We start from the raw sequence: 20,676 nt of genomic DNA on the forward strand, positions 1-20,676 counted from the left end.
GGAAACATTTTTCAGCATTTACTTCTCTCTTCCAAATGTCATCACAGCTGCAATATTCCGCGCAGTTCTCTCTACGTGAAGAGCCGCATCATGCATCGCATCAGAAAGAGAGATGACACCTGGAACGATACTAAAAAGGGCATCAATTCCATGATCATGTACGACTGTACTGTCTTCTGAGAGTGATCCTGCAATGCCAATTACAGGGAGACCATACTGTTTGGCTGCTTTGGCTACACCGATCGGCGTTTTTCCATAGATGGTCTGCCGATCGATTCGGCCTTCCCCAGTAATGACGAGGTCTGCCTCCTCGATGACGTCATTAAAATGAACGGCCTTCAGTACAATATCGATTCCTGTTTGAAGATCAGCCTGTAAAAAGCCTAATAAACTCGCACCAAGTCCTCCTGCTGCTCCTGCACCGGCTGCATCAGCAATAGATACATTAAACTCCTTTTCTGCTACTTGTGCAAAATGAGCTAAGTTCTTGTCTAACACTTGAACCATTTCTTCATCTGCTCCCTTTTGAGGTCCGAATACGGCAGACGCCCCTCTCTCTCCCGTTAAAGGATTATCCACATCACAAGCTGCCTCCAGCCGGACGAATTGCAGTCTTGGATCAAGTCCAGATAGATCAATAGTAGCTAATTGATTCAGTGACCCGCCGCCCGGCATGAGGTCTTGTCCTGTTGTATCGAGAAAAGCTGCACCTAATCCTTGCATCATCCCAGCGCCGCCATCATTCGTTGCACTTCCGCCAAGCCCAATGATTACATGATTCGCTCCCTTATCCAGTGCCGCAAGCATTAATTCTCCTGTTCCTCTCGACGTCGTGAATAACGGATTCCGCTTTTCTGGCGGGACCAGATGTAACCCAGAGGCTGCAGCCATCTCTATGACAGCGGTCTGACCATCCCCCAACATGCCAAAAAAGGCATCCACAGGTTCGCCAAGCGGACCCGTAACCACTTGATTGACAATGTGCCCACCTGTCGCATCAACCAACGATTGAACCGTACCCTCTCCTCCATCTGCCATTGGAAGTTTGAGATATTCTGCGGTTGGCAAAATAGAACGAAACCCTCGCTCAATGGCACAGGCCGTCTCATAAGCAGATAAACTTTCTTTAAATGAATCTGGTGCGATCACAATTTTCATCCAAAAACCCCTCGTTTCTCATCATGTCCTCAGCCGAACAGCTGGAAAATGCCAAAGATAATGGTCGATACAACGGTTAAAGTCAAACCAATTAACGATTCAAAAGGCATTAATTTCAACCGTTCTTTGATGTCCATTTGCACACTTCCTGCTGTTGCATGGAAAAAGCTCCCGTGCGGCATATGATCAAGCACCGTTGCTCCAGCATGAATCATGGCTGCGCCTGAAAGAGCAGATACGCCAAGCCCAATCAGTGTGCCGCTAAATACGCCACTGGCGACCGCCGTTCCTGCTGTTGTCGAAGCGGTTGCTGCTGACATAAAAATACCTGACGTTGGTGCAAGCAAATAAGGAGGCAGCCCCGATGCATCAAGTGCTTGAATAAACACATCTTTTAAGGAAGAATTCGATACGATTCCTGCTAGTGTACCTGTCCCTAATAACATAATCGCTACGCCCGACATTTTATGAAGTCCCGACATCGCATAATCATTGATATACTTTCCTTTTTTCATCAAAACAGCGCCTACAATGCCTCCAATCGGTAAGGCAACCATTGGATCTATATTGATTTGAAATAGCGGCCTTAGAGTCAACAATAATATGGTAACAAGCGGACCAGCCAATGCTTGAAAAAAAGCAGGCACTTGAACCTTGTTTTGGTCAGCTTCCTCTTCAAGAACGGGTGTCCCTTTATTTCCGAGCTTTTTGGCTAACACGTACGTGACAGCTAATCCAAACACAGCCGGAATGACACCTGCCGCCATCATGGAAGTAAGAGGTACACCAAAAGCATCAGAGGCTGCAATCGCATTCGGGTTCGGCGACATGATATTTCCTGCCTTCCCGCCCCCAATCATGGCAAGTAAAATCCCCATTTTTGAAAGCTTTGCCCGTTTGGCAATGGCAAGTGCAATTGGTGCTACCGTGATGACTGCTACATCTACAAAAACGCCCACCGTTGTTAAAATCATCGTTGCAAGTGCGAGTGCTAAAAGGGCCCTCGCTTCTCCTAGCTTTTTCACGATGGCCTCAGCGATAGATAACGCTGCACCTGACTCAATCAAAACGCCAGCCAGTACACCTGTGGCCATTATTCTAAGGACAGCCGGAATCATGTCCTTAGCTCCGTCCATCATGACGTTGACGGTCTGAACAATATCTACACCGCCAACCAAACCGCCTATGAATGTACCTGCCAGCATGCCATATGCAGGTGATACTTTTTTTAGAATGAGAACAATAGCGATCACAAGCGCCATCATGGCACCCAGTGTACTTACCGTTACATCTTCACTCATTCTCAATCCCCCCAAATTGTCTTTTCTTAATTGTAAGCGTTTACTCATCGGGATCGAGTTGTGAATCTATATGATCTTTTTTTATTTATCAATTCATTCAATTGTGCAAATGCACAATCAAGGTAGTTGACTCATCAACTGCGCCATATAGAGCTCCATCAACTGTTTCACATGACGAGGGTCTTTCCCGGTTATTGCTTGAATTTTATCTAAACGATATCGCAGTGTATTGCGATGAATAAATAAGCGATCCACGCTTTTTTGCAAATCGCCCCCCTCTTCAATGTATACCTTTAACGTATGGACGAGCTCCGTTTCTTGTGCAAGTGGCTTGTAAAAATCAGTCCATCTATTTTCCTCTTCAGCGGTTCCTGCTCTTATGAATAAGCTTTCCAGCTGATAAGATTCAAAGAAAAATATACTTTCACCTGGATCAAGAACCTTCCCCAACCGCAGAGCATCTCTCGCCTGCTGAAAAGACAATGGTAATTGACTCATGTCCTCAGCGACAGCCCCTACACCTACAAGCACTTGCCTATCTACTGCTCTCACCATCGTTCTCTGCAGCTGCCCGGTCACGTGCTTCAGACTATGTTCATGAATCGGCTGCCTTAAAAGAATCAATTCATGAAGGAAGGTCATGCCTAGTAAATCGGCCGCATTCTTATCGTATTGAATCGCATGCATCATTTTGTGCACAGTGTCCTCGGAGGATGGAACTGGCTGAAAAATAATCGCCATTCGCCGCTTATCTAAATCCATCCCCAGCCAGGCCGCTCGATTCTTTAGCTGATGATCACCCACGTCAGAATCAGAAATCAACTGATTGACAATTTCACTTTCTATTCGCTGCCGCCACTGAACTCGTTCAAGCAGAAAAGATTGTTCTAACACCAGCTCAGCTGCCATTTTCACCAGCTCTGCATGATGCCGAATGTCCTCTGGCTCACCAGTAATCCCAATCACACCAACTACTTGTTCACGAAAGCATATAGGCAAATTGATTCCCGGCATCGCTCCCTTTAAACAGAAGGATTTCTCCTGGTCAATTTCCACACTGTTCCCGCTCGTCAGCACAAGTCGTGCACCATCATGTTTCTGTCCAATCCTTTTTCGTTCACCAGAACCAATAATCACACCATCTGCATTCATCACATTGATGTTTTTATGTAAAATATGCATCGTACGTTCAACCATTTCTTGAGCCAATTCACTGGTTAAAAATTGCATGCAGCATCTCTCCTGAAGGTATTTTCATTCAATGTATCATAGTGTTATTGCACAATAAATGCAAAGTTCTCAAAAAACAGCCGTTGACAAAGGTACGTTGAAAAGTGTTTAATCAAAACAAGGGACCGACCGACAGTCTAGTCAAAAGAAAGGATGGCTTTATGAGAACCGTTAAACATCCTGAAGAACGCAAAAATGACATCTTAAACGCAGCACAGGTGCTTTTTTCAACCAAAGGCTATCAGCAAACAACGATTATTGACATATTAAAAGCCGTTGGCATTGCAAAAGGCACATTCTATTATTACTTTACATCCAAAGAAGAAGTGATGGATGCCATTATTGATAGAATCATCAAAGCAGATATCATCGTGGCAAAGCGTATTGCGGCTGATCCAAACCTGCCAGTCGTCGATAAACTATTTCATATCATCATGGCGCAATCACCTAAGCAAGGAAGCAATAAACAGGGCATGATTGAACAATTTCATCAACCTTCTAATGCAGAAATGCATCAAAAAAGCTTGATCAAAGCCATTAAAGAACTTTCACCGGTTTTGGCAGATGTCATTCAGCAAGGTATAGAGAAAGGGACATTTCAAACGAAGTATCCGCAAGAGACGGTTGAATTTCTCCTTGCTTCTGCACAGGTCATATTTGATGAAGGCCTTTTCCAATGGACTGCCGAAGAAAGTATACACAGAGCTCTAGCTTTTATCGATCTCCTCGAATCTTCTTTACATGCAGAAAAGGGAAGCTTCTCCTTCCTTCTCAAGCGATTAACTGGAGAGGGAAATGAAAATAATCAGTGATTGGTCACTTCAATACCAATCCTGCATACATTATAGACTGACGGTCGGTCTAAAAGGAGAGTGATATTCATGTTTTTGTTATCCAAAAGAGGCCCCACCCACTTTATGTACCTTGTTCTCGGACAAATTATTTCCGTTTTCGGGTCTTCATTAATTCGGTTTGTTTTATCTTTACACGTGCTGGATATGACACAGCGTGTTGACTTATATGCCTTACTTTTCGCTTTATCCAATGTCCCACTCCTTCTTTCCCCATTAGCAGGGGCAATCGCTGATCGGTTTAACAGAAGGAACTTAATGATTTTATTTGATGTCCTCACTGGCATCATGATTCTGGCCTTTTATTTCTGGTTATTTTCAGGAAATGATTCACTCTATATGATCGGAGCCGTCATGATACTGCTTGGCGTGATGAGTACGTTTTACGCTCCTGCTGTGATGTCCAGCATTCCACAGCTAGTGAAAGAAGAACAATTAGAACAAGCAAACGGCATCGTAAATGGTGTGCAGGCTCTTTCAGGTGTTCTCGCTCCTATTATCGGCGGAATTCTGTACGGACTTATTGGGAGTCAATCCATCATAGGGGCTAGTGCCATCATATTTTTTCTATCCGCATGCATGCTTTTTCGGTTAAATATTTCCTTCTCACCTAGCCTGCTAACGGAGTCCATGAGTAAAGTGCTCGTGAAAGATATGAAGCAGGGATTTTCCTATATAGGCAATCAGCCATTTTTAAAAAGAGCCATGCTGCTTGCAGCGATGTTAAATTTCATCCTCACACCTTTTTTTATCGTGGGTGGTCCAATCATTTTAAGGGTCATAATGAAAAGCAGTGACATCATGTATGGGATTGGAATGGGCTTGATTGAGTTTGCTGTCATCGCAGGGGCACTGCTAGTTGGACTCGTAGCAAAGCATTGGCGCATTCCTACTTTATATCGCTGGCTGCTCGTCATCGCCATCATTTTACTGCCTGTGGCTTTTTCAACAACAAAAATGGCCCTTCAATTTGGCACATATCCAGCCTATTTTCTCTTTTTAGCAGGATGTCTCCCAATTGCTATGCTGCTCACAATGATTTCAATCGTTGTGATCTCACATGTTCAAAAGAAAACACCCAATGCCCAATTAGGGAAAGTGATGGCCAATCTGACAATGGTTTCTCAATGTGCTGCTCCGCTTGGTCAAATAATGTATGGGTTCTTGTTCAACACCTTTTCTACCAACATGTATGTGACCGTGCTAATAGTCAGTATCTTCATGTTTGCACTAGCCTTCTTAACAAAAAATATGCTTCACCATGAAGGAGAATCAGCCTCATGAGATTGACGTTTATAAAGAAAGACTTAACCCGCCACCGACTCATTTCAATCGGCTTAACCATTTGCATCATGATGACATCATTTTTAGCAACAAGCGCCGCTCAAATGACAGCTCAGCTGAATGGTTCCATTTCTAACCTACTCCATTCAGCCAAAGCACCAGACTTTGTCCAAATGCATGACGGCACCATAGATGAAAAAGACATTCAAACATTTTCAAGCAAGCAGCCCATGGTAAAAGCACATCAAATTGTCCCAATGATTGCAATTGAACATGACAGCATCAAGTTCGGAAATGAACCTGCCAAAGCAGGTGTGATGGATCATTTATTTGTGAAACAAAATCGTTTTTTTGATTTTCTTTTAAACGAGCGAAATGAAAAACTAACTGTAAACAAAGGTGAAGTGGCTGTCCCCATCTATTTTCAACAAAAGTATCATCTCAAGATAGGGGAAATGTTAAAGATTGAAAAAGGGTCTAATCATTTCTCTTTTCAAATCAAAGCGTTCTTACGAGATGCGCAAATGAACCCCAGCCTTGTCAGTTCAAAAAGATTCCTCCTTCATGACGAGGATTGGGACGCACTGAATCACGAGTTTCCAAAAAAGGAGTACTTGATCGAATTTTTACTGCATGATGCCAAGCAAGCAGATGCTTTTCAATCAATTTATCAATCATCAAAGCTACCACAACAGGGACCAGCTGTTACATTACCCTTACTACGTATGCTGAATGCATTGACAGATGGAATGGTGATTGCCATTCTCCTGCTTGTGTGCATGCTGCTCATTAGTATAGCCCTTCTCTCTCTCCATCTTGCTATGACAGCTGCTATAGAAGAGGATGAACGTGAAATTGGAATACTGAAGGTGCTGGGGATTCCTTTATCAAAAATTAAGCAATTATACGTTGGGAAGTATGCTGTGCTTGCCTGTGCAGGGTGTATAGCAGGATATTTGTTAACACTTATGTTTGGTGATATGTTTACGGCCAATATTCAGCAATATATGGGGAATGACTCTTCTTTTGCTCAATGGCTGATCCCGCTTTTCGTTTCTATTTTGACGGCAATGATCGTCATCTCATGTAGCTATGCTGTCCTAAGAAAGTTTGGTCAAGTATCGGCAGCTCAAGCGCTTCAAGGTGGTGTCACTTCACCAAATCACAAAAAACAAATTCCCATGCACCTCAAGAGAAACAGGTTCCTCCCAGTCAATATATGGTTTGGTTTAAAAGATCTGTTCTCGCGAATGAAGTTGTATACAACGATTACCTGCATTATCGCACTTTGTACATTTTTGATGCTGATGCCTATTCAGCTATGGCACACTTTACAATCACCAGATTTCATCACATATCTTGGCTCTGGCAAAAGTGACCTTCGAATCGACATTCGGCAAGGAAATGATTTAGAGAAAAGTACAAATAAAATCGAGCCTAAGATTCGCGAAGATCTAGACATTCAAACATCTGCCGTATATGAAACAACTTCTCTCCAATCTAAAGCAAAGGATAATACATTAGAAACGCTCTATTTAGAAACAGGTGATCTCTCAGCATTCCCTCTCACCTATTTAAAAGGACGAGAACCTTTCAAGGATGGAGATATCGCCTTATCAGTGCTAAGTGCAGACTCACTTCAGAAAAAGGTAGGAGAAGAAATCACTCTCGTAACAAATGGGCATGAAATTCAAAGATTGGTGACTGGCATTTACCAGGATGTCACCAACGGAGGAAAAACAGCAAAAGCATTATCACAACCTTTTCCTCAATCACCTCTTTGGAAAACCATTCAAATTCAACTGAAACAAGGAATAGATATTGCAGAAAAAAAGGCAGCATTAGAAACAAGTATGTCTCCTGCAAAAGTGACAGCTATGAAAGAATACGTTCATCAAACCATCGGCAGCACAGCATCTTTAGTAAAGGTGGTTGCATTTTTCTCTACAATAGCTGCTTTTGGAACCGCCAGTCTAATGCTATTAATGTTTCTGCACATGTTAAAGGCGAAAGATTCAAGTCGTAACCATATGTTAAGAATGATTGGATTTTCTATAAAAGATTTAACGGGACAATACTTAACAAGTTTTATCGTGGTTCTCTCTTTTGGCGCCTTTATTGGAACAATCGCTGTCAATACCATTGGTTCTGCTTTAATGAGTGTAGGTGGAGCATCCTTAGGGGCATCAAGCCTTCAGTGGTTGGCACCACAATGGGTGTCAGTCGTGTACCCACTCTCACTGTTTATCGTCAGCTTAGCTTTAACCTCTTGGTTATTGAAGACGTTTTTTTCTAGCAAAACCACCCAACATACACTTTCATAAGGAGATGTTTCACATGGAACACTTAATAGAAACAGAGCGATTGTCTTTGCAAATTGATTCATTAAAAGGGCAAAAGCAAACTATTCTTAAAAATATTCATTTATCGATTAAGGCCGGAGAGTTCGTGACCATTATGGGACCTTCCGGATGCGGGAAAACCTCTTTGCTTTATCAGCTTAGCGGTATAGAAACAGCCTCAGCGGGAGAGATCAAATATAAAGACCAATTACTATCAAAAATGACAGACAAACAGTTAACGGCTCTGCGCTTAACAGAGATGGGGTTCGTCTTTCAACACAGCCACTTACTAAAGAATCTCAATTTATTTGATAACATTATCGCTGCAGCTTATTTAGCGAAAAAAAAGCCGAGAAAAGAAGTAAATGAACGAGCTAAATATTTAATGGAGAAACTTGATATTGATCATTTAGCAGATAGATATTTGTCAGAAGTATCTGGTGGACAGCTCCAAAGAGCCTCTATCTGTCGGGCTCTTATGAATGAACCAGACATTCTTTTTGCCGATGAGCCAACAGGTGCCCTTAATTCAAGTACCACAAAGGAAGTCATGAATATTTTTTCAAAAATTCACTCTGAAGGAACAACTCTACTTCTCGTCACACATGATCCGAAAGTTGCTCTCCGCTCTGAAAGAATGATGTTTATGAATGATGGAGAAATTGTATCCAGTTTATATTTAGGGAAATACGAACGCTTAACTGCTGAGAAACGAGAAATTAGGTTAAATAATTGGTTGCAAGATTTAGGGTTTTAACGGGGGTATAAACAGGCAGAGAGCTGCCTGTTTTACTTTTTCTGACACTCAAACGAATAATCCATAGACAAGTAATTAGTTTCTAATATGATTTTGCCATCTGCTTGTTGACATGACTCTGTCAGCAGTTCAATTTCTTTGCTATAAAAGTATCTCTTTGACATGTAAAGAGTCACTAGAACGAGTAAAAGTGTCGTGATCATTAGTGTGATTTTCCAGTTTAAGATTTGAGATCTTTTTTTCAATTCAACATCCTTTCTAAAATACGAGAGTTTTTATAATTTGTACTTATATTCACCTTTGTCCACTTCAGTCAGTTTCTTTTCCATCATGATCTAGCAACATCATAACTGATTTTCCCTGCTAGATCGACCCTTCATTCTTCCTCTTCCTTACCTAAAATTGCTTTATTTTAACTATATGGGGTGATGTTTTCGAACATAAAGATAAAACTGATTGTATTTATCACTTTTTTAGACTTCTAAAAAAAGTTTTTATCCATTTGTACAAACAATCATTCACCGTTACAATATCGTACATCACATGACCTAAGGTCCTTTTTATTACCTCTTGTCAATCACCTCGCAGAAACGATTATATTTTACCAAAAATTGTGATATCGTTTTTTAGTGAAACAGGTGAAAGGATCTTAAAGAGGTGAAATTTTGATGACTATCATTTCAGCTGAACAGGTGGGGAACCGTTTAAATGATTGGCGAATTGCGATTCGTAAGCATGATGTACAGAGTGCAAAGGCAATGTACACAGAATTACAGGAATTACTTCAAGAAATGGAAGAGAATCAGGAGGTCTTGACTTATTATTCATTGCTAGAAGGCAAGTATAAACTCATGTTATATGAACGAAGAGGTAAAAAACTGAATGAACAGACAGAGCTGGATTGCCCCTCTAAAACAAACGACTTAATTGAATACTATTTTTACCTTTACAAAGCCCTTTACGCTTCATATAAAAGAGACTATGCATCAGCGATTGGACTATTTAAAATTGCCGAGAAAAAACTACAAAACATTCCTGATGAAATAGAAGTAGCAGAATTCCATACAAAGATCGCAAACTTATATATGCTGCTTCGTCAAAGCCTGATTTCACTTCACTATATTCAGAATGCCATTGATATTTTTAAAAGTCATGAAGGCTATGAAAGAAGACTGGCGGCAGCCATTGTGATCGCCGCTGCTAATTTTATGGATATTGGTGACTTCATAAGAGCAGAAAGCTACTACAAAAAAGCATTACACATCGCAAACAGTCTAAACGATCATTTTCTAACATCACAGCTGTATCATAATATCAGCATTCTGTATGCTGAAACTGGAGAATCAAAAAAATGTATCGATGCACTAGAACAGGCTCTTAGTGATGATGACTATCTTTCATCGTGTTATTTCCATCACTCCATGTTTATGTTAATAAAAGAGCTGCTCTCCATCGATGAAAGAACACAAGCACTCTATTATTTCGAATTGGTCAAACAAAAACATGCAACGGAGAAAAGCCCCATCTATACAGCAAAAATGAATTTGCTCCACCATTTATATTTCACTGAGGATATGGTCAAAAAAGCTCAAGCCTGTTTCGATGAAATCAGCATTTTGAAAGAATTAAAGGATGCGGAGGGTGCCCGTGAATTAAGTGCACTGGCTGCCAGACACTTTGAAGAGCTGGGGGCAATTCATCAAGCCTATCTCTTTTTAAAGGACGCCTATCACATGGAACACACTACACTTGACTGGAGGAATTCAAATGAAAAAAATGAGTTTACTGATTTTCACTTTAGCCATCGTTGTTTTCGGACAAACAGTGTCTTTCAATTCCTTAAATGAAACGAATCCTGGTACAACAGAACGACCTATCGGAACATAATTTAAAACGGGACAATACAAAGAACCACTCGCCTTATTACAAGGCAAGTGGTTCCACATTTATTTTAATTCTTGATAAGAAATGAGGCGGTGGATATGTACCGCAAGATAAGTAAGTTCATCATTAGGAATGACGATACTATGCACCTGTTTAATATAATCTTTGATTTTGAAGGCAACATCCATCGCTTGAGGATACAAGTGAGCAATTTGTTCAAACAACTCATTTTCTTGATCTGATAATAATTTATTTGCATAAAATCTTTCTACAAAGAATTTCACATGGGTAATGAACCGGCTGTAATGAATATTCTCTTGATCCATTTTCATATTTAACGTATATCGCACGAGATTGACAATACTCCCGATCATCTTTGCATATTTCATGCCATCTTTCGAATCGGATTCTTCACCTAGTGCATTGATTAAATGAAAGGCGATATTGGCCGCTTCTTCCTTTGGTAATTGTATGCCTAATGTCTCATTAACCAACTCAAGCGCATAATTACCTACTTCAAATTCTTCAGTATAATAGTTTTTGATTTCCCAGTACACGCGATTTGTGATATTAATATTCTTTTTGTGTCGTTCTACTGCAAAATTCAAATGGTCCATTAAGGTGAAATAGACACCTGAATTTAGGTTTGTGTTCAAGCGCTTTTCTGCGTATTGAACGATGTGCTGAGTTAAATCTATGAACTCTTGAGGCATTGAATCTAACAGTTGAAGAAATTCTTTTGCCCTCATATTATCAACTGACATAAATACTTGGTCTGCCTTCTTCTCTTCTATCATTTGACCCGGCTTCTGTCCATAGCCGATCCCTCGGCCGAATAAAACCATCTCCTGTTGGTTCTGATCTTCAGCCAGGACCACACTCGAGTTTAAAACTTTTTTGATTTTAAACATCGTCATCACCTGTTTTCATGATTGTGGTTTTTCAATCAAGCGATTCACCATTTGTCTCAATGACCTTTTGGTACCAATAAAACGAGTCTTTCCGAGAACGTTTTAATGTACCATTTCCATCGTCATCCTGATCTACGTGAATAAAGCCATAGCGTTTTGACATTTGTGATGTACCTGCACTAATAATATCAATTGAACCCCAGCTCGTATATCCAAAGAGATCGACGCCTTCTTCAATTGCTTCTCTCATTTGACGGAAGTGCTCTTTGAAATAGTTTATACGATAGTCGTCATGGATAGATCCATCACTTTCAACAACATCCTTTGCACCCATGCCGTTCTCTACAATGATAAGAGGTTTTTGATAACGGTCATACAATTCTATCAAAGATATTTTCAGACCAACCGGATCAATTTGCCAGCCCCAGTCAGTTGATGGCAGGTAAGGATTTTTGACCCCACGAATCGTATTTCCTTCAGTCTGTTCTAATCCTTCTTGGGCTGATTCAGTTAAAGACATATAGTAGCTAAACGAGATAAAATCTACTGTGTTTTCTTTTAAAATGGCAAGGTCATCCGCTTCCATTTGGATATGAATATTTTTTCTCTCAAGCATGCGCTTGATTAGTGGCGGATATTCACCAAATACCTGAACATCTGCATAGAAATAGTTTTCTAAGTTTTGTTTCAAAGCTCGTTCCACATCATTCGGATGACACGTATGCGGATACGTTGTCAATTTTGTCAGCATACACCCTACCTGACTGCCTGGTATGATGCGATGGCAATCTGCTGTTACGAGAGCAGATGCGACAAATTGATGATGCAGTGCTTGGTAAACCGTCTCTTCCTCTTTTCCTTCAGGACAGCGATCAGGAATAATTCCTGCTGTAATGAAAGAATGGCGGTGAATACTATCAATTTCATTAAAGGTGAGCCAATATTTCACATCATCTTTATAGCGTTCAAAACACACATTGGCGAATTTAACAAAGAGATCAATGACTTTTCTTTCAGCCCAGCCGTTATATTTCACACTAAGTGCTAACGGCATTTCATAATGTGACAGCGTCACGATCGGTTCTATGTTGTGTTTTTTCATTTCTGCAAATACACGCTCATAAAATTGCAGCCCTTTTTCATTCGGTTCAGTCTCTTCACCAGTTGGGAAAATGCGACTCCAGGCAATTGAGATACGAAGTGTTTTAAAGCCCATTTCAGAAAAGAGAGCGAGATCCCCTTGATAGTGATGATAGAAATCAACGCCTCTACGTTTTGGGTACTTTTTATCGTCTGAGTCGTTAATGGCACGATCAATATTTTCAGAAGAAACTGCTAGGTGTCCTTCATAATCTTCTACACTCAAATTTGAACGGTACATCGCAATATCTGCAACAGATGGTCCCTTTCCATCTACATTCCATGCGCCTTCTGCTTGGTTTGCGGCAATTGCGCCGCCCCATAAAAATCCTTTTGGAAAACCTTTAATTGTTGTCATATGATTAGCCTCCTAATTGTGTGACAACCATCAATGTATCTTGACGATTGACCTCTTGTAATGGCTGTACTTTAATATCAAATTGATCTGTATTTGTGATCACAGCAAGTGTAACTGGATCATATCCTGCTTCTATGATTTTTTCTAGATCAAATTCAATCAGGAAATCTCCTGCTTGAACACGATCTCCTGCCTGTACTTTCGGATTGAAATACTGACCTTCCAGCTGAACGGTGTCGATGCCAATGTGGAATAATACATCAACCCCTTGATCCGTTCTCATACCAAGTGCATGATTTGTTTCGAACAGCAGGGTGACCTCACCATCTACTGGTGCATAAAGTGCTCCTTTTGAAGGCACAATGGCAATCCCTTCTCCCATAACCTTTGAAGAGAAAATATCATCTTTCACTTCAGATAGGGAGATCATTTGACCAATGACAGGGCTTTTGAATGTTTCACCTGCCCCAATTTGTTCAGCAAATGCCGCTTGGTCATTTGTCTTTTCTTCTACTGTTCGATCTTTACCTAAAGCAAAAGCAGCGATAAATGCAACAACAAACGAAATGACAGCTCCAATGACAGCAAACATAAGATTTCGCGGGAGCTCATCTGATATGAACATCGACATACTTGCTAATCCAGGACCAACAAGCACAAAGGCTTGTATACCAACTAATCCAATGAAGATCCCACCGACAAAGGAACCAATCATGACACTTCCAAGAACTCGTTTATTTTGGAGGGTCACACCATATAATGCCGGCTCTGTGATCCCAAAAAATGCTGATATTCCTGCCGAGATTGCGGTTGACCTGAGCACTTTATCTTTTGTCCGTAGTGCAACAGCGAAACATGCTCCACTTTCCGCAATATTATGCGCAAGTGATGCTGGTAGGTAAAGCGCTTCTTTTCCAAGGTTCCCCATCGTCGTGACTGCATAAGGAACCATCGCTTTGTGCATGCCTGATGCCACCATGAATGGGAGAACCGCTGCTAAAATAGCGACAGCTACCCAGCCTACTGTATTAAACATTGCAAGAATGAGAGATGAAAAACCTTGTCCTGCTGTAAAACCAATCGGTCCTAACAGAAGTAACGTAACTGGTACTGTAATGACCAATGACATCATTGGTACGAAGAAAATCCGAATTGGTTTTGGTGAAAATCGAGTAAAGAATTTTTCCATCTGAGCGTAAAGCAATACAGAGAGGATTGCTGGAAATACTTGATACGCATAGGCTATATTTTTTACGTCGAACGACAGTAATTGCGCTCCTTCAGTGAGCATTGCTGTCATATTCGGAAGAATGAGTGCTCCGACTGCCGATAATGCGACGAGTGGATTTACTTTTAATTTATTTGCAGTCGTCACAGCGACTAGTAAAGGCAGGAAGTAAAGCGGTGCGTCACCGACCATGTTCAGTATTTGATATGTTTGACCCTTTGCATCCACCCAGCCTAATAAAGAGAAAAGGAGAAGAAATGATTTCAAAATCCCTCCACCTGCGATAGCTGGAACAAGCGGCTGGAAGACACCGACAATGAAATCTAACAGAACTGCGCCTACTTTTCTTTTTTCTTTTGACTGATTGGAAGGTGCGTCTCTCCCTGATGAGCTGGCACCTATTAAACTTGTTAACTTTTGATACACTTCAATCACGTCATTCCCAATGACCACTTGGCATTGTCCTGACATTCTGACAGCTATGACACCTGGCGTTTTTTCTAGAGCCGGTACATCTGCCTTCTTCTGATCAATCAATGTGAAGCGAAGTCTTGTTGAACAATGTTCAAGATGAGCAATGTTTTCTTTGCCACCTACATGCTGTAAGACGTCTTTGGCAACCTGTGTATAATCCATCTTTTCTCCCCCTTTTCTCATACATGAGACCTATATTTTGGCAATAAAAAAAGGACCTAAAACGACAAATTCAAGAAATTCATCGTTTTTAGATCCTGCCTGCATGACCAGTCACATGTCTAATTTATCAATATTGGATTTGTTTTTAGTATATATTGAGTTAATGTAAGCGTCAACATATATTTATGAATTAAAAAATATTTTTTATAAGTCTAATGTCACCAAAACGATCTCATTTTACTTGAGAGGACATTTAAATCAAAAAAGTCAGATAGATATGTCCTATCTGACGTGATTGTTATCTTTATTTTTTCTTTGCGGCTTTTTTCTTTGCGGCTTTTTTAAATGCTTCTACTTGCTTTTGATATTGTTTCTTATTCACAGCTTTTAGCTTCATTTTTTCATTCTTTTTCCAAAACGGTAACTCAATATAGGAAGCTTCTATATCAGATGATCCTATCATCTTAGACAGGCCACCCTTTATTTTTGGTGTGGGATATACCCAAAAGTTTTTAAAACCTGTGATTCCAACTGCTTGATATTTTTCTTTTTTCAATAGCTTACTTTTCTTCCCTGTGGCTTTGGAGATTGTAATAGCCCCTGAAAAATCCCCTTCAAAAACGGCTTCTTCGATATCAAGGAAAATTTGATATGAATTGTTTTTTGCTGTATACAAATAGCCGTAGGCTTTATTTAAATTGTCTGTGTATTTCCCTATGATCTCATAGTAACGGTCTTCTGCTGTATCCACGTACTCATCATAGCGCTTATCAATGGCTTTTTTGTATTCTTTTAATTTCTTCTCATCAACAGCTTGATATCGTTTACTTTTCTTTGCCCCTTGCTTTTTGACCATGAGGTCTTTTCCAGAAAAATAAATGTCATATACGATTGTTTTTTTCTTTTGTTGGACTTTAAGTTTGTATCCTTTTTTCGTGGTTTTCCCCGTTAGTTTGTATTTTGTTTTCACCATATAAGGTTCAATTGGATCAATCTTCACACCCTTACCGTTTAGGTATCCCGTGACCTTGCCTTTCTTTTCAGTCACCTTCAGCCAACTGACATTGTCCTTTGTTTTATAGGCATATGCATAAGATTGGTTCAGTGATTCTTTTTTAGCAGATGCTTTGTTTCCTCCAAAACTTCCAGCACCAATCAATAGTGCAACAATCATGAACAATATTCCTATGTTCCTCAACTTCATTTGTACACCCTCCATTCTTTTATGAATAGATGCGCAAGCTCTTTACACATCAAGTATATATTACCATATTTATGATTTATCTCCTGTATTTTAAAAATATAAAGCTATCAATTATTATTTTCTTGCTTTTTATTCATTTCAAATTTATTATATATCTAAATGATATATCTTTTAGATAGGTGTGTGGATGTACTGAAAAAATACAATGATACGACGTATGCGATTTTAGGTATTTTAACGACAGATTGCAAGTCAGGGTACGAAGTGAAGCAATTAATTGATAAGAGCTTGCATCATTTTTGGAAAATTAGTTATGGACAAATTTATCCTGCTTTAAAGTTTATAGTCGAGGAAGGACTTGCTGAGGTTTCACCTGCTTCTACATCCGGCCGTTCAGACAAGCGGGAATATCATCTGACTGAAAAAGGACTGGATACGTTAAGGCAATGGCTGGCGCAGCCGCTCGATCAGTTACCAGCAGAACGAAATGAAGTGTTATTAAAGTTATTTTTTGGACAATATCTTTCATTTGAGAAAAAGCTGGTGCTTCTACAGGATTATGAGAGGGGGCTCCGTATCCGTTATGAGACATACGTTTCGATTGAACAAAACATCAAGGAGCTTTATCCAGATGAAGCTGATGCGAAGTACTGGCTGTTTACTTTAGATTATGGAAAGAAAGTGGCTCAAGCAGGAATTGATTGGTGCGTGGAAACATGTGAACAGATGAAGAAAGAGGGGTGAACGAATGAAAAACGACATACGTGCTGGCAGATTTACAACGGACCATTCTGACTCGATTGTTGTGTTCATCATCGGAATGAGGATCAACAAACGCTGGGCGATCCATCAATGGCTGCCTGTGTTCATGGCGATGCCTGGCATGATCAAAGAACTGTATACCCATCAAGACGAGCTTGGTTTCCTCGGGACAGAGAATTACTTCGGTTTACGCACTACAGCGATGATCCAATATTGGAAGTCAACAGATGACCTTCTTGCCTATGCCAAGATGGAAAAGCATTTGGCGGCTTGGAAGGCCTTTAATCAAAGAGCACGGACCAATGACGCAGTGGGCATTTATCATGAAACGTATCAAGTTCAAGCCGGATCATATGAATCTGTCTACGTGAACATGCCTTCCTACGGACTGAGTCAAGCGAGAGCTTCTATTCCAATTGGTAAAGGAAAACAAACAGCGGAAGAACGGCTGGATACAACAAATTCCTAGAGAGCGATTCTCTAGGAATTTCTTTTTGCAACGGTCACAAAATGCTTTAATATGCGGGCTGTTAATCCCCAAATGGTGTATTTTTCATAATCATAAAACCATTCCTCAATCGAACGGCTCCCCCAGCGGTACTTCTCGCCATTCATGATTTTTTCATAGGGGAAATCCTCAGCTGGTGTTGGCTGAACAGACACATGATGTAGGTACGGCTCATATTGGCTGAGCCATGATAAAGGTATGGTAAAGGTCTCCTCCACTTCCTCTTGATTAAAGGAGTGCTTTACCTTTTGCTCATCAATGATGCCGACATACGGATAGACCACGAAGGATGGAGAAGCAATGTAAGGACTGAGCTGCCCAAGGATCTCGACTGATTCAGGCGGAATGCCCAGCTCTTCATGTGTTTCTCGCAGTGCAGCTTCTTGTGCTGTTTCACCGCCGTCGAGTTTGCCTCCAGGGAAGCTAATATCACCAGGCTGTTTTCTCATGGTCAGCGATCGCACCTCAAATAAAATATGCCATTCCCCGTTTACTTGCACCAAAGGAACAAGGATCGCCGCTTTGAACGCTGTCTCTTCTCCAATAAACAACGGTTGTGATTGATGTAAGTCATTCTTTAATTGATCAATGAACAAGGACATCACCTGTTTTCTGTTTCTCTTTCCTTTAGCGTATCATTGTTCACCTTTTGAATAAAGATGATCTTTCTGACAATTATTTTTATCATTTTGACAACTAAACTTGTCAAAATGAATATAATGCTTTACAATCAAGGAAAGATTTCGATCAAAATTGAGGTGACGGAATGAAAAATCGGCTAAAAGAGCTTCGTGCACGTGATGGATTGAACCAAACTGAACTTGCAAAGCGTGCAAAGGTTTCTCGTCAGACCATCAGCTTAATGGAACGCGACGAATTAATGCCGTCGCTCTTGCTCGCTGTTAAGCTTTCACGTATTTTTCAGGAACCCATTGAACGTATTTTTCTATTCGAGGAGGATGAACTCACATGAAAACTGTATACAAGATGCTCTTAGGTGCTCTCCTTGGCTTTCTCGGTGCTTACTGTTTGCTGGCGGCCGAATTTGAAATGACACTTCTTGATATTGCATTCGAAACGACTCTTGTCATCACTGGATTGACGATCCTATTGATCATTTATTGTTTTTCAGGAATTTCACGTATGAAGAAAAGAGTATCACTTTCGGTATCTGGTGATGAGGAGGATGAACTGGAAGTAAAACAGTATCGAACCTTTACTGATTTGTCGTTAGCCAATACGGTGAGTACCATTTTATCCATTATTGCAATCGGTATGGCCATCGTGACCGAGCAGCCACTCTGGCTTATTCTTGTCAATGTCGCTTTATTTACGATCACCATTATCAGTTCTTATGCTGCGATATCGGTTCTAAAACTCGTCTATCCTAATCGCAATCTACCAAGCCCATCCGACAAAGATTATAGCAAAAAGCTGCTCGCCATTTCTGACGAAGGTGAAAAGCATGTGATGCTGGGAGGGCTGTTTCACACCTACCAAATGATGAATATGTTATTGATCGGTGCCATGTTTATTCTCATTGTATATTCCCTTGGAGCGAATCACTCTCAGCTCTTCTCGATCATGATCATAGGACTTGTTTTGATCATTCTGAATGCAAATTACATGTTGAAGATTAGAAATCGTTAAATGGTAAAAAGCACAGCGCTATGAAAAGGCTGTGCTTTTTTTCATCCATTATGCAGCACGGCGTTTCTTTCGTGCATAAACCAAAAATAGAAATCCGAACCATACCGGTGTCAATAACAGCGCTGGACGTGTTGCGTCAGCGAAGAGCATGATCACGAGAATGGCGGCAAAAAGCACAAGAACACAAATATTCACAAAAGGTGTGAATGGCGCTTTAAAGGTAGATGCTGCATGCAGTTCAGGACGTGTTTTTTTATATTTCAGGTGACATATTAAAATAATACTCCATACCCAAATGAAACAAATGGCACTGATTGTTGTCACAATGCCAAAGGCTTGTTCAGGAATCAGCTTGCTTAAAAGAGCCCCGACAGATACCACGATCGTTGAAACAAATAGTGCATTGCTTGGGACAGCGTGTTTATTCAGACGGCCAAAGGAAGATGGTCCCTGTTTTTGATGACTGAGATTATACAAAATACGGCTCGTCGAGAACATGCCGCTATTACAAGCGGAAGCCGCAGAAGTCAGGACAACAAAATTAATGAGCCCCGCTGCTACTGGTATACCAAGCAGTCCAAAGGTTTTCACAAAAGGACTTTCTGATGCACTGAGCTCGGTCCATGGGTTGATACATAATAAAACAAAGATCGCACCCACATAGAAAAATAGAATTCTTAATGGAATTTTATTAATCGCAGACGGAATGTTTTTTTGTGGATTCGCCGTTTCTGCTGCGGACACGCCAACAAGTTCCACTCCCACATACGCAAAAATCACCATCTGGAATGACAATAAGAAGCCTGTGACACCATTTGGAAATACCCCGCCATGTGACCAAAGGTTCGTGACCGTCACAGGCCCGGCATCTGTTTGAAAACCAATGATTAAAAGAACAACCCCAACGCCAATTAGCAGTAGAATCGTAATGACTTTAATCAGTGCAAACCAAAATTCCATTTCTCCAAAAAGCTTCACTGTTAATAAATTAAACCCTAGTAAAATCAACAAACAAATGATTGCAGGAATCCATTGCGGAATGTCAAACCAATACTGCACATACACCCCGACCGCAATGACATCAGCCATCGCTGTCATAATCCAGCAAAACCAATACGTCCAGCCAGTTACAAAGGAAGCCCATGGGCCAAGATAGTCCTCTGCAATATCGGTTAATGACTGATAGCCTGTCTTCGATAAGAGCAATTCTCCAAGTGCCCTCATGACAAAAAAGATGGCCATTCCGACAATTAAATAAGCAAAAATAATCGACGGACCTGCCAATTGAATGGCCTTTCCAGAGCCTAAAAACAGCCCTGTTCCGATGGTTCCGCCTATTGCAATTAATTGAACATGACGGTTTGATAAATCTCGTTTTAATTCTTGTTGTGCCAATGTCAACGCCCTCCTCCGACACGATCCTATACTAAAATAATGAACCTTCAAAAAGTCCATAAAAAAAGAGATTGGAT

18 protein-coding genes are annotated in these 20,676 nt (G+C 40.6%); 9 read left to right on the forward strand and 9 right to left on the reverse strand.

The window, feature by feature from the left end; all coding sequences use genetic code 11:
- Positions 1-18 precede the first annotated feature (18 nt).
- The 3 genes from NPA43_RS18020 to NPA43_RS18030 form a co-directional block, all read right to left on the reverse strand.
- Positions 19-1,158 carry a glycerate kinase gene (locus tag NPA43_RS18020; RefSeq protein ID WP_256499169.1) on the reverse strand — a complete coding sequence of 380 codons (1,140 nt, stop codon included), beginning with the start codon at positions 1,156-1,158 and terminating at the stop codon, positions 19-21.
- A 29-nt stretch (positions 1,159-1,187) separates the two neighbouring features.
- Positions 1,188-2,459: a GntP family permease gene (locus NPA43_RS18025; RefSeq protein WP_256499170.1), complete on the reverse strand. Its 1,272-nt coding sequence runs from the start codon at positions 2,457-2,459 to the stop codon at positions 1,188-1,190.
- A gap of 117 nt (positions 2,460-2,576) precedes the next feature.
- Positions 2,577-3,689, reverse strand: a complete 1,113-nt coding sequence (locus tag NPA43_RS18030; RefSeq protein ID WP_256499171.1) for a CdaR family transcriptional regulator — start codon at positions 3,687-3,689, stop codon at positions 2,577-2,579.
- A gap of 161 nt (positions 3,690-3,850) precedes the next feature.
- On the opposite strand from NPA43_RS18030, the gene NPA43_RS18035 reads away from it, so the two are divergent.
- The 5 genes from NPA43_RS18035 to NPA43_RS18055 all read left to right on the forward strand — a co-directional run bounded on the left by NPA43_RS18035 (position 3,851) and on the right by NPA43_RS18055 (position 10,770).
- Complete coding sequence (locus NPA43_RS18035; RefSeq protein WP_256499172.1) at positions 3,851-4,501, forward strand: TetR/AcrR family transcriptional regulator; 651 nt, start codon at positions 3,851-3,853, stop codon at positions 4,499-4,501.
- Between the two features lie 69 nt (positions 4,502-4,570).
- Positions 4,571-5,824, forward strand: a complete 1,254-nt coding sequence (locus NPA43_RS18040) for an MFS transporter (protein ID WP_256499173.1) — start codon at positions 4,571-4,573, stop codon at positions 5,822-5,824.
- Positions 5,821-8,148, forward strand: coding sequence for an FtsX-like permease family protein (locus NPA43_RS18045; RefSeq protein WP_256499174.1), 2,328 nt, complete (start codon positions 5,821-5,823; stop codon positions 8,146-8,148). Before NPA43_RS18040 ends, NPA43_RS18045 begins: the two co-directional genes overlap by 4 nt.
- 13 nt (positions 8,149-8,161) lie before the next feature.
- A complete protein-coding gene (locus NPA43_RS18050; RefSeq protein WP_249705684.1) occupies positions 8,162-8,923 on the forward strand; it encodes an ABC transporter ATP-binding protein in 762 nt (253 codons plus the stop codon).
- Between the two features lie 668 nt (positions 8,924-9,591).
- Entirely contained in the window at positions 9,592-10,770 is a 1,179-nt protein-coding gene (locus NPA43_RS18055; RefSeq protein ID WP_099727261.1) for a Rap family tetratricopeptide repeat protein, read from the forward strand.
- A 99-nt stretch (positions 10,771-10,869) separates the two neighbouring features.
- On the opposite strand, the gene NPA43_RS18060 is transcribed toward NPA43_RS18055, so the two are convergent.
- The 4 genes from NPA43_RS18060 to NPA43_RS18075 form a co-directional block, all read right to left on the reverse strand.
- Positions 10,870-11,718, reverse strand: coding sequence for a PRD domain-containing protein (locus NPA43_RS18060; protein ID WP_249705685.1), 849 nt, complete (start codon positions 11,716-11,718; stop codon positions 10,870-10,872).
- Positions 11,719-11,749: 31 nt separating this feature from the next.
- The gene (locus NPA43_RS18065) at positions 11,750-13,216 is read right to left on the reverse strand and encodes a glycoside hydrolase family 1 protein (protein WP_249705686.1); all 1,467 of its coding nucleotides are present in this window, start codon (positions 13,214-13,216) and stop codon (positions 11,750-11,752) included.
- 4 nt (positions 13,217-13,220) lie between these two features.
- A complete protein-coding gene (locus tag NPA43_RS18070) occupies positions 13,221-15,080 on the reverse strand; it encodes a beta-glucoside-specific PTS transporter subunit IIABC (protein WP_256499175.1) in 1,860 nt (619 codons plus the stop codon).
- Positions 15,081-15,384: 304 nt separating this feature from the next.
- Positions 15,385-16,284, reverse strand: a complete 900-nt coding sequence (locus NPA43_RS18075; RefSeq protein WP_230031385.1) for a hypothetical protein — start codon at positions 16,282-16,284, stop codon at positions 15,385-15,387.
- A 192-nt stretch (positions 16,285-16,476) separates the two neighbouring features.
- On the opposite strand from NPA43_RS18075, the gene NPA43_RS18080 reads away from it, so the two are divergent.
- Both NPA43_RS18080 and NPA43_RS18085 read left to right on the forward strand, forming a co-directional pair.
- Positions 16,477-17,028 (forward strand): PadR family transcriptional regulator, encoded by a 552-nt coding sequence (locus NPA43_RS18080; protein ID WP_099727312.1) that lies wholly within the window; start codon positions 16,477-16,479, stop codon positions 17,026-17,028.
- 4 nt (positions 17,029-17,032) lie between these two features.
- Positions 17,033-17,515: a DUF4188 domain-containing protein gene (locus NPA43_RS18085; protein ID WP_099727266.1), complete on the forward strand. Its 483-nt coding sequence runs from the start codon at positions 17,033-17,035 to the stop codon at positions 17,513-17,515.
- 11 nt (positions 17,516-17,526) lie between these two features.
- Here NPA43_RS18085 and NPA43_RS18090 read toward each other — a convergent pair whose 3' ends face one another.
- Positions 17,527-18,150, reverse strand: coding sequence for an NUDIX hydrolase (locus NPA43_RS18090; protein WP_230031386.1), 624 nt, complete (start codon positions 18,148-18,150; stop codon positions 17,527-17,529).
- 170 nt (positions 18,151-18,320) lie between these two features.
- Between NPA43_RS18090 and NPA43_RS18095 the strand changes: the two genes are divergently transcribed.
- Positions 18,321-18,527 carry a helix-turn-helix transcriptional regulator gene (locus NPA43_RS18095; RefSeq protein ID WP_034323321.1) on the forward strand — a complete coding sequence of 69 codons (207 nt, stop codon included), beginning with the start codon at positions 18,321-18,323 and terminating at the stop codon, positions 18,525-18,527.
- Positions 18,524-19,204, forward strand: coding sequence for a DUF3169 family protein (locus NPA43_RS18100; RefSeq protein ID WP_099727268.1), 681 nt, complete (start codon positions 18,524-18,526; stop codon positions 19,202-19,204). The genes NPA43_RS18095 and NPA43_RS18100 overlap by 4 nt, the downstream gene beginning before the upstream one ends.
- Positions 19,205-19,252: 48 nt before the next feature.
- Here NPA43_RS18100 and NPA43_RS18105 read toward each other — a convergent pair whose 3' ends face one another.
- Positions 19,253-20,599: an amino acid permease gene (locus NPA43_RS18105; RefSeq protein ID WP_256499176.1), complete on the reverse strand. Its 1,347-nt coding sequence runs from the start codon at positions 20,597-20,599 to the stop codon at positions 19,253-19,255.
- Between the last annotated feature and the right edge of the window lie 77 nt (positions 20,600-20,676).

It is taken from the genome of Bacillus pumilus (assembly GCF_024498355.1).
GTDB lineage: Bacteria > Bacillota > Bacilli > Bacillales > Bacillaceae > Bacillus > Bacillus pumilus_P.